The following is a 10,307-nucleotide window of genomic DNA, read 5'->3' on the forward strand; positions in this document are numbered from 1 at the left end:
TAGATTTTTCTTTCAATCCAAAATCTAAAATTCAAAATCTAAAATTGAATGACTCCTAACTCTTAGGTGTAGTCACCACGGCTTCTACTGTAGCTTTTTGTTCCTCAACGTCCACAGAAGTAATTGCCCAACGCAGGGGTTCGCCTTGTTTCTTCAACTCTGTTTCAATTACTTGTAGTAATTCGGCGGGAGTTTCTTGTAAATCAATTTCTGCGGTAATAAAATGAGTTGTCATCTTAGTAAATCCTGTTGATTTGTAGTTTCTAGAATAGCTGATATCAGTTGCGATGAAATACTTATGTGATTGATCAGATTTGGTAATGTCAGTGAACAGTTATTCAGCGATGAATAATCATCCAATATACTGATAACTGTTCACAGATTATTTGTCTTTGCCAAATTGTAACTGATAAACTATGTCTTCCTTTTCTGTCTCAAGTTTCAAATCAGAAAGGGGTTTGGCAACACAAAGCAACACGTAACCTTGCTTTTGCAAATCTGGACTAACGCCCATACCATCAGCTTGATCCACAGTTCCTTCGCTTATTTGACCGGCGCAAGTTGTGCAAACACCTGCATTACAAGAACTCGGTAGTTCCAAACCAGCAGCATCGGCAACTGATAAGATCGTTTCATCTTCAGGAACTTGCAAGGTATGAATTTTGCCTTGGTGATCAATTTCTACGGTGTAAGTTTTGGGCATATACAATCACTTGCGTGACACAGAGGACAAATAAGTTATTTTATCTGATAAATAGACACACTACCAAGTTAACAAAGACGAAAAGAGAATTATTTTCAAAGAGGTTTATCAGGAAAAATAGATATACAGTGATAATTATAAGTCCTTGCTAGACAAAAAACTAAAAGCAAGGAGACTCACTTGCTGTTAATTCTATTTGTCAAGACTTGTGAGGTTGAATGTCCCTAAAACTAGGGAAGTGATGATACACACTTAAAACTTTGTTTGGCTAAATATTTGGAGTGGAGTTAAGAATGCTGGAATCATATCGTAAACACCTTGCTGAAAGAGCAGCACTGGGAATTCCCCCTTTACCATTAGATGCAAAGCAAACATCTGAACTGTGCGAATTACTGAAAAATCCGCCCAAGGGTCAAGAGGATGTATTATTACATTTATTGAGCGATCGCGTTTCTCCTGGTGTTGATCCGGCAGCTTATGTGAAAGCTGGATTTCTCACCGCCATTGCCAAGGAGGAAATCACCAGTCCGTTGATTGCGCCCATAGAAGCGGTGCAATTGCTGGGCACAATGATCGGTGGTTACAATGTGCAATCTTTAATTGATTTGCTGCAATTGCCCACCGTATCCCTCTCAGACTCATCTCAAACACCTCTAGTAATGGGCGGACAAGGAAAGGAACCCATCGCCGCCTACGCCGCCAACGCTTTAAGTAAAATCCTTTTGGTGTACGACGCCTTCCACGATGTTTTAGAGTTGTCTAAAACCAATCCTTTCGCCAAGCGGGTGATTGACTCTTGGGCGGAAGCTGAATGGTTTACCCTTCGCCCCACAGTACCAGAAGCGATAACTGTCACCGTTTTTAAAGTTCCTGGCGAAACCAATACCGACGACTTATCCCCCGCCCAAAGCGCCACAACTCGCCCAGATATTCCCTTACACGCCTTAGTGATGTTAGAGTCACGGCAACCGGGAAGCTTGGCAACCATTGCCGAACTGAAGAAAAAAGGGCATCCTGTAGCTTACGTAGGAGATGTAGTTGGTACTGGTTCCTCGCGGAAATCTGCCATCAACTCCGTATTGTGGCATACAGGAAATAATATACCTTTTGTGCCAAACAAACGCGCTGGGGGTTATGTTTTAGGTGGTGCGATCGCGCCTATTTTCTTTAACACAGCCGAAGATGCCGGTGCTTTGCCTATTCAGTGCGATGTCACCCAACTTGAAACCGGCATGGTAATTACCATCCATCCCTACAAAGGCGAAATCACCAACGAAACAGGCGAAGTCATTTCCACCTTTGCCCTTAAACCTGACACCATCCTTGATGAAGTCCGCGCAGGTGGACGCATCCCCTTACTTATTGGACGTACCCTCACCGACAAAACTCGTCTTGCACTCGGTTTAGAACCCAGCACCGTCTTTACCCGTCCTCAGCAAGGCTTTGATACAGGTAAAGGCTACACCCTAGCGCAGAAAATGGTCGGTAAAGCTTGCGGATTACCTGGTGTGCGTCCCAACACATCTTGCGAACCCATCATTACAACGGTTGGTTCCCAGGATACCACAGGCCCCATGACCCGCGATGAATTGAAAGAACTCGCCTGTCTTGGTTTCAGTGCAGACTTAGTTATCCAAAGTTTCTGCCATACTGCTGCTTATCCCAAACCAGTAGACATCAAAACCCATCACGAACTCCCCGACTTCTTTGCTTCTCGTGGCGGAGTCGCCCTCCGTCCCGGTGATGGTATCATCCATTCTTGGTTAAACCGGATGCTGCTACCCGACACTGTGGGAACTGGCGGCGACTCTCACACCCGCTTCCCCTTGGGTATTTCCTTCCCCGCCGGTTCGGGATTAGTGGCCTTTGCAGCAGCTTTGGGTGTCATGCCTTTAGATATGCCAGAGTCAGTTTTAGTAAGATTTAAAGGTGAATTGCAACCAGGTATCACCCTGCGCGATGTCGTGAATGCCATTCCCTACGTCGCAATTCAAAAAGGTTTGCTGACAGCAGAGAAGCAGAATAAGAAAAATGTTTTCTCCGGGCGAATTCTGGAAATAGAAGGTTTGCCAGATTTAAAAGTTGAACAAGCCTTTGAACTCACCGATGCTAGTGCCGAGCGTTCTTGTGCCGGATGTACAATTAAGCTGAGTGTAGAGACAATTTCTGAATATCTGCGTTCTAACGTCGCGCTGCTGAAAAATATGATAGCACGGGGCTATCACGATCCGCGTACCATGCTGCGCCGTGTGGCAAAGATGGAAGAATGGTTAGCAAATCCCGTGTTATTGGAAGGCGATGCCGATGCGGAGTATGCCGAAATAATTGAAATTGATTTGAACGAAATCAAAGAACCAATTGTTGCTGCTCCCAATGACCCCGATAATGTTAAATTATTATCGGAAGTTGCTAATGATCCAGTACAAGAAGTATTCGTCGGTTCATGTATGACGAATATTGGTCATTATCGGGCAACAGCGAAAGTTTTGGAAGGCGCAGGTGAAGTTAAAACTCGGCTGTGGATTTCACCACCAACCCGCATGGATGAACACCAATTAAAAGAAGAAGGTGTATATAGCATTTTTGGGGCTGCGGGTGCTAGAACAGAAATACCAGGATGCAGTTTGTGCATGGGTAATCAGGCGCGAGTTGCTGATGGGACAACAGTGTTTTCTACCTCTACCCGTAACTTCAATAATCGCATGGGTAAAGATGCGCGAGTGTATCTTGGTTCAGCAGAATTAGCCGCAGTTTGTGCGCTGCTGGGACGGCTTCCCACAGTGCAGGAATATTTGGATGTTGTAGCGAGTAGAATTGAGCCTTTTGCCGATGATTTGTATCGGTATTTGAACTTTGATCAAATCCTCGGTTTTGAGGATGAAGGGCGCGTGATTGCGTTGGAAGACATGCCGAGGCTTGAGGATATTTTGGGCATGCCAGCTAGTAGTTTGCGTTAGTAAGTAAAGTAGGGTGGGCAATGCCCACCTGATTATATAACATCAACAGGTAAACAAAAATGAACTTTTACACCGTTGTACTTAGAAAAAGTTCTGGCTATTGGGTTGCTTTATGTTTAGAAAACGGCATTGTCGGGCAGGGAAATACTCAAGAAGATGCAATTAATAAACTGAAAGAAGCAATTGAATCTTTTGAAAGTGTTTATGAATCTGAAAGTAATATTTATAAATCTCCTATTTCAATAGATGAATTACATGAGTTTTTATTTGTTGAAGAAAAAGAACAAGATTTAGAGATATATGAATTAAGAAAGGTTTATGCCTAAAAATATACCTTCTCTGAAACCAAAGGAGTTAATTAAGCTTTTAGAACAAGCGGGTTGTACATTTCATAGAGAAGGAAAAGGCGACCATTGTTTATATACTCGTGAAGTTGATCATAAAAAAAAGTAGTTCCTATAGATATGGGTGCAAGAGAAATGTCTCCTGCTTATGTTTTGCGTATTTTTAGGCAATTTGGTTTTACTGATGAGGAAATTGAAAGTCTTTTAAGTTAAATAAATTTAAGTATTTTTATGTTATGCCATGACATTTAGTAATCTCATGAAGCATCTGTAGTAAAGTTCAATCTCAGACCAAATTGCTGGGCAAGTGTTTGGTAACGGATACGTACATCCTCGACGGATATTTCTAATTCAGCAGCAGCATAATTAACTCGTTCTTCATCAATCTCTTTTTCAGGATCTAGAAACGGGTCAAGAGCATCAACATCCCTAGAAAGCAGCTTGCGATCTATTTTATCCTGACAAATCCAAGATAATGCTTTGAGTGTTATTACCCTCGTATTTTGATTCTCAGATGACAACCTGTTTAGTAACTTTTGTATAGTCTTAGCATCCCCAAGTTGTACTAGTGCTTCCTCTACTGTTCGCCGCACATCGCTATGGGAATCATTGAGCTTGGCAATCAGGGGTTCAACTGCTCGTGCATCCTTAATCTCTCCTAGTGCCCCTGCTACTGCTCGCTGCACATTGCTATCGGCATCATTGAACTTGGCAATCAGGGGTTCAACTGCTCGTACATCCTTAATCTCTCCTAGTGCCCTTGCTACTGTTCGCTGCACATCGCTATCTGCATCATTAAGCTTGGCAATTAAGGGTTCAACTGCTCGTGCATCCTTAATCTCTCCTAGTGCGTTTGCTACTGCTTGCCGCACCTCGCTATCGGCATCATTAAGCTTGGCAATTAGGGGTTCAACTGCTCGTGCATCCTTAATCTCTCCTAGTGCGCTTGCTATTGCTGGCTGCACATCGCTATGGACATCATTGAGCTTGGCAATCAGGGGTTCCACTGCTGCATCTTTGATATTCACAAGTACGCTTGCTACTGTTCGCCGCACATCGCTATCAGCATCATTTAGTTTAGCAATTAAGGGTTCCACTGCTGGTGTATCCTTAATCTCTCCTAGTGCCCTTGCTACCGCTCGCCGCACATCACTATCGGCATCATTAAGCTTGGCAATTAGGGGTTCAACTGCTCGTGCATCCTTAATTTCTCCCAATGCCCATGCTACTGCTTGCCGCAGAAAGCTATCAGAATCACTGAGCTTGCCAATCAGGGGTTCAACTGCTCGTGCATCCTGAATCCCTCCTAGTGCCCTTGCTACTGCTTGCTGCACATGCATATCGTCATCATTAAGCTTGGCAATTAGAGGTTCAAATGCTCGTGCATCCTTAATTTCTCCCAATGCCCTTGCTACTGCTTGCCGCACCTCGCTATCGTGATCATTGAGCTTGGCAATTAGAGGTTCAAATGCTCGTGCATCCTTAATCTCTCCCAATGCTGATGCTACTGCTTGCTGCACATCGCTATCGGCATCATTGAGCTTGGCAATCAGGGGTGCAACTGCCTCCTTTTCACGTTCGTTACCTAGAATTCTGCATATTAGAGCCAATGCTTGTGTATCAGATGTTGGATTACTGATAAAAGATATTAACTGCTCCTTCTCTTTTATTGATGGTTGCCAAGGCTTTCTATTACGATGAAAATTAAAATTTAATAATCGCAGTACTCTAGCCGCAGCATGGGAAGTAGGGGGGCTGCCCGTAAGCATTTCTAGCAACGGATCTACTACTCCCGGTACAACATAAGAAAAGTGCTGAAGATTTCGGGAAATTAGAAGTATCTTCCTAAGTATTTGCTCAATGATAAAGGCTGCCTCTATAGATTCTTCTTGACTTAACTTAAGACGGGATACTTGTTCCACATAATATTTATTGATAATTTCCGGCTTGTTTGACATTGATTTTGTGGTAATCATTCCCAAAAGACCACCACAGCCACCGCGAACTTTTGCTTCTCTTCGTTGAAATTCCTGGAGAAGGAGGGAACACAGTCTCTCTGCCCACTGAGATTCAGCTAATTCTCTAGCAGCAGTATCTACACTAGTTTGCGAAAATGGTGCATTGCCGTCATACTCACCAATATTCCTAACAAACTCTTGCAATATTTTCATTGCCATTTGTTCACTTACATTAGGTTCATCAGCTAAACACAGAGCAGCCAGCACTGCACGGGGACGGGCTGTAGTCTGAGCATCTTCTTTTTCTTTTTCAAGTGGTTTGAGGATAGCTCCCAAAACATTGTCCACATCATCATCATTGCAGGACGCTACACAAAGACGCAGTGCCTCTCGCCAGTTTTCAGTTACCACTACTTCTTGTTGATTGGGAATGCTAACAGGATGATCAGATTGCACTTCATTAATTTTGGCAGCAAGTGGGGCTACATAGTCAGCAAGGTTGAGAGAGCGATTGCGGTTAGGGAAATGACCTTGCACAAGTGCCAATCCTGCCAAGTATTCTTGAAATGTGAGGTGACGAAATTCAAATACAGAAATGTCTTTGCCATTATGTGGAATAACACCCGCTTCTACTAAAATACCTGTGCGACGCTCCAACAAACTCAGAAATTCTTTAGGTGTGTGTTTTTTTACGTCATGAAGATTCGGATACTCTTCCCGAAACTTTTCAAATAATTCTATCACTTCATCTTTCCGAAGCTGCTGTACTCCTTTATCACACATGGCATAGGCAATATACTCTAATTGCGGTAATGCTTCATCATCATCTATAGGTTTGTCTACTTCAGAGCGCCAATTCAGTAGTACATCTACTGCTTGTGCATATAACTTATGTCGGCGAGTCGGCAGTTTACCAACTTTACGCTTAACCAACGCCATTGTAGTCAGCAGCATTGGATTCCCAGTGAGACGCTCAATGCGGTCAGCACTATGAATGTCTTTTATCAATTCTATTTTTGCCTTTTCTTTTCGCTCTGGTAATTCGGTAATATCACACCAGCGACTAGCAAAATCATCTTTATCTTCTTTTATCAGTTCGGCTACTATAACATGCTCAAACTGTCCTATGCGGTGGTTCATTTCCCGATAGCCAACAATACGGGAGGTAACGATTATGGGGGCTTGTTTGTATGCGTCACAAATTGTTTCAATCTGTTGGCAGAATTTAGCTCGTAAAAGAGAATCTGTGATCTCATCCAAGCCATCTATAAGTAACAGTGCTGTACCTTGTTGAAGTTTTTGTATTAAAATGCCACGCAGAGCAGTGCATTCAGGCTCGCTCATCTCGGCTTTACGCAAGGTGTAATGCAGAATATCGTCTAGTGAACCACTAAGGCTGTCATCTTTCAAATCTCGACAACGGATAATAATTGGTAGCCAATCCTCATCAGGAAGTGTAGATACATCAGGCAAATCTTTCCAGTCTGGATCTTGTTTGAGCCGCAGCAAGTAAGCTGTGGTAATCCAACGAATCATAGTAGTCTTTCCTGCCCCTGGATCTCCCAGCACGACTAATCGTCTAGCCTTAGCCAGTCGTTCTCCAACAGGAACCCGCTTACCTCTATCTTCTCTTTCGTCTTTTTCTAGACTACTCCAGCCTGCTCTCCTACGCTGCATCGCAATGCGGCGCTTTTCAATTGCCGCTAATTCTACTTCATCAACTTCAGCTTTGCAGACAATTTCTACTTGAACGCGGAGTGCTACGTAAAGCTGACGTAGTAACAGTTTCTGGGTGGCAATATGGCGATCGGACTCTGGTAAGTTAGCCAAGTCGATAATGTCGCAGGACTCCAAAGCCAGTTCTCGGTAACGTTGCTCTGCGTCATTTCCCCCCTTTACATAATTGTCAGCTGCTTGCAAAGGATAATATTTTTTCAGAGCAGCAATTAAATCTTGTATGGCTTGATTGGGATTTTTCCAAAATTCAGCAATCCGTTCACCAAAGCTGACTTTATCTATGTTGGCATCATCCTCCATCTGAACACAGAAGACTTTCAATCCAGAGTTTTCTCTGGCTGCATTGACAATTTTGTCTACCCATCTACTGCCCATTGCTCTGCAAGTTCCACACAGTATGACGGGACTGCTGTTACTCAAAGCTTTTGAGAATTCTTCGGTAAAAGATTCTCCCACCATAACCGTCCCACGATGAGCTACTTCATAGCCAGCTTCTCGAATGGGTTCTGCTAATTTTTCAGCAAACTCCTCTTCTCCTTTTGCATGGGCTATAATAACCTGCTGAAGTATTTCTTTCATTTGATAGCTTTTAGCAAATCAGATACACCTTTAGACCAGTCTTTAATTAAGTCAGCATACTTGATATCAGCCAAAATGGCAGGAGGTTTGCCTCCTGTCAGCAAAACGGGTAAAACTTTAACACCGTGTCCACTCAGTTGCTGCGCTAAAATCGACATCCATTCACGATTTACCCACAGCGACATATCAGATGAAGAGTAACACAATACTAAGTAACTTAGCCCTTCCAACCCTTCATTAATGCGCTCAACAATGGAATCACCAACATCGATTTTCCATTCAGCAAACCAAACTTGATGCCCAGCACTAGCTACTTCTGAAGCTAGTTTTTTAGCTGGCTCGGTATCAATTTGTCGATAGCTTATAAAAACATTAGCCATAACATAACAAGTTAATATTTAATCTATACTTGAATTTCAGTATACTTGGTTAATTTAAAAACTCATATCAAATAAAATGTTAAAATTTATAATTAAGCCTTTACTTTCACCTCAACCTTGACGTCAGGCAATTTGGTAAGTGGCTATTTGAATTACAAAATGTGTGATTGTACCCCAATTGCGTTACAAGTCCGATTACATCATATTGTCAAGCGATCGCACCCTCACATCCCCAAGTGTGTAGACTTACTATATACATACCCTAATACCAGGAAAGCGGCAAATGCTGTGTGATATTTGTGGAAGTGAAGGTGTCAAAATCCGTCAAATTACTAGAACTTACGGTAAGGGTAAAGACCTGCTAGTAATAGAAAACATTCCAGTGATAACTTGTACTCATTGCGGCGAAAGTTATTTAACTACTGAAACTCTTCACAAAATTGAACAAATCAAAACTAACCGTAAAAAATTAGCTGTTGAACGTCCTGTGGAAGTAGCTACTTTTGGATTATCAATAGTTCCCAAAATTAACTGTTGCTTCAGCTATTCTCTCACTAATAATTTATTGACTTCTACACAACAGACGAAGGGCAAGTGATTTCTAAGGAAGAGCAGGCTTTGTTGGTATAGTTTAATTAGGTGGGTGTTATGTCCACCTAATTTTTAGCGTTTCCAAGAGGAATATTAATGACCAGTCCATATTTTATCAATGAGAAAAATCTCTATGAACAAGACTTTTACTTGTGGACACAAACAATTGCCCAGCAGTTAAAAGAAAATAATTTTAATGAAATAGATATACCTAATCTAATTGAAGAAATTGAAAGCATGGGGAGAAGTGAAAAACGCGAGTTAAAAAATAGATTAATTGTGCTATTAATGCACTTGCTGAAATGGCAATATCAACCAGAAAAACGTAGTGAAAGTTGGCGTAGTACTATTTCTGAACAACGTATCTGTCTTGAAACATTATTAGAAGATAGTCCCAGTTTGCAACCTCTCCTTGTACAAGTATTTGACGATTGTTATCAAAAAGCTCGTCTCAAAGCATCTGATGAAACAGGGATTAAATTAAATTTCTTTCCTCAAGAATCTCCGTTGACATTAGAAGAAACCTTAAAAAATAGTTATTAATTTGGAGGAAAGAATGAATTTTTACACCGTTGTACTCCGAAAAGATTCTGGCTATTGGGTTGCTTTATGTTTAGAAAATGGTATTGTCGCGCAGGGAAATAGTCAAGAAGATGCAATTAAAAAACTGAAAGAAGCAATTGAATCCTTTGAAGTGGTTTATGAGTCTGAAAGTAATATTTATAAATCTACCGTTTCAATAGATGAATTACATGAATTTTTATTTGTTTAAGGTAAATACATAATATTAGATTTCACTGCATTAAAACCAAGCTAAAACTCAACTTATTTTAACTGATTCTTTCGAGCCATATTTTTAACGCTTGATTAATGATATGTTTAATGTCATCAACAATTATCTCATCGTTCGCTGATTTTTTAAAGATTAACTGTCCACCTTTAATATGAGTAATATTGTCTGGAACTAGTACAGTACGGCGGAAATAAGCAGACCATTAAATAGCCAAAACTTTGCCCTTATAAGTCCACTTAAAAGGTTTAGCCATTGTTTGATTAAA

The 10,307-nt window shown here is 41.5% G+C and carries 10 protein-coding genes; 6 read left to right on the plus strand and 4 right to left on the minus strand.

The genetic code is table 11. The annotated features are described in order from the left end of the window. Nucleotides 1–55 precede the first annotated feature (55 nt). Together V7K62_RS07570 and V7K62_RS07575 are read right to left on the minus strand one after the other, a co-directional pair. Complete coding sequence (locus V7K62_RS07570; RefSeq protein WP_334863243.1) at nt 56–235, minus strand: hypothetical protein; 180 nt, start codon at nt 233–235, stop codon at nt 56–58. A gap of 147 nt (nt 236–382) precedes the next feature. Continuing rightward, complete coding sequence (locus V7K62_RS07575; protein WP_334863245.1) at nt 383–703, minus strand: 2Fe-2S iron-sulfur cluster-binding protein; 321 nt, start codon at nt 701–703, stop codon at nt 383–385. A 293-nt stretch (nt 704–996) separates the two neighbouring features. On the opposite strand from V7K62_RS07575, the gene acnB reads away from it, so the two are divergent. Genes acnB through V7K62_RS31495 form a run of 3 tightly spaced genes read left to right on the plus strand, consistent with a single transcriptional unit; the run spans nt 997 to nt 4,113 of the window. Then, entirely contained in the window at nt 997–3,660 is a 2,664-nt protein-coding gene (acnB, locus tag V7K62_RS07580; RefSeq protein WP_334863247.1) for a bifunctional aconitate hydratase 2/2-methylisocitrate dehydratase, read from the plus strand. Nucleotides 3,661–3,719: 59 nt separating this feature from the next. Next, nucleotides 3,720–3,986 (plus strand): type II toxin-antitoxin system HicB family antitoxin, encoded by a 267-nt coding sequence (locus tag V7K62_RS07585; RefSeq protein ID WP_334863249.1) that lies wholly within the window; start codon nt 3,720–3,722, stop codon nt 3,984–3,986. Then, complete coding sequence (locus tag V7K62_RS31495; RefSeq protein WP_442937237.1) at nt 3,979–4,113, plus strand: type II toxin-antitoxin system HicA family toxin; 135 nt, start codon at nt 3,979–3,981, stop codon at nt 4,111–4,113. Before V7K62_RS07585 ends, V7K62_RS31495 begins: the two co-directional genes overlap by 8 nt. Nucleotides 4,114–4,261: 148 nt before the next feature. On the opposite strand, the gene V7K62_RS07590 is transcribed toward V7K62_RS31495, so the two are convergent. Both V7K62_RS07590 and V7K62_RS07595 read right to left on the minus strand, forming a co-directional pair. Further along, entirely contained in the window at nt 4,262–8,278 is a 4,017-nt protein-coding gene (locus V7K62_RS07590; RefSeq protein WP_334863251.1) for a HEAT repeat domain-containing protein, read from the minus strand. After that, nucleotides 8,275–8,658 (minus strand): toll/interleukin-1 receptor domain-containing protein, encoded by a 384-nt coding sequence (locus V7K62_RS07595; protein ID WP_334863252.1) that lies wholly within the window; start codon nt 8,656–8,658, stop codon nt 8,275–8,277. The genes V7K62_RS07590 and V7K62_RS07595 overlap by 4 nt, the downstream gene beginning before the upstream one ends. A gap of 283 nt (nt 8,659–8,941) precedes the next feature. Here V7K62_RS07595 and V7K62_RS07600 point away from each other — a divergent pair, with 283 nt between their 5' ends. The 3 genes from V7K62_RS07600 to V7K62_RS07610 all read left to right on the plus strand — a co-directional run bounded on the left by V7K62_RS07600 (nt 8,942) and on the right by V7K62_RS07610 (nt 10,021). Continuing rightward, complete coding sequence (locus V7K62_RS07600; RefSeq protein ID WP_334863254.1) at nt 8,942–9,256, plus strand: type II toxin-antitoxin system MqsA family antitoxin; 315 nt, start codon at nt 8,942–8,944, stop codon at nt 9,254–9,256. Between the two features lie 89 nt (nt 9,257–9,345). Continuing rightward, nucleotides 9,346–9,792 carry a DUF29 domain-containing protein gene (locus V7K62_RS07605; protein WP_334863256.1) on the plus strand — a complete coding sequence of 149 codons (447 nt, stop codon included), beginning with the start codon at nt 9,346–9,348 and terminating at the stop codon, nt 9,790–9,792. A 13-nt stretch (nt 9,793–9,805) separates the two neighbouring features. Continuing rightward, nucleotides 9,806–10,021: a type II toxin-antitoxin system HicB family antitoxin gene (locus V7K62_RS07610; protein ID WP_334863258.1), complete on the plus strand. Its 216-nt coding sequence runs from the start codon at nt 9,806–9,808 to the stop codon at nt 10,019–10,021. The last annotated feature ends 286 nt before the right edge of the window (nt 10,022–10,307 follow it).

Origin of the sequence: Nostoc sp., assembly GCF_036917935.1 — a bacterium.
Classification (GTDB): Bacteria; Cyanobacteriota; Cyanobacteriia; order Cyanobacteriales; family Nostocaceae; genus Nostoc.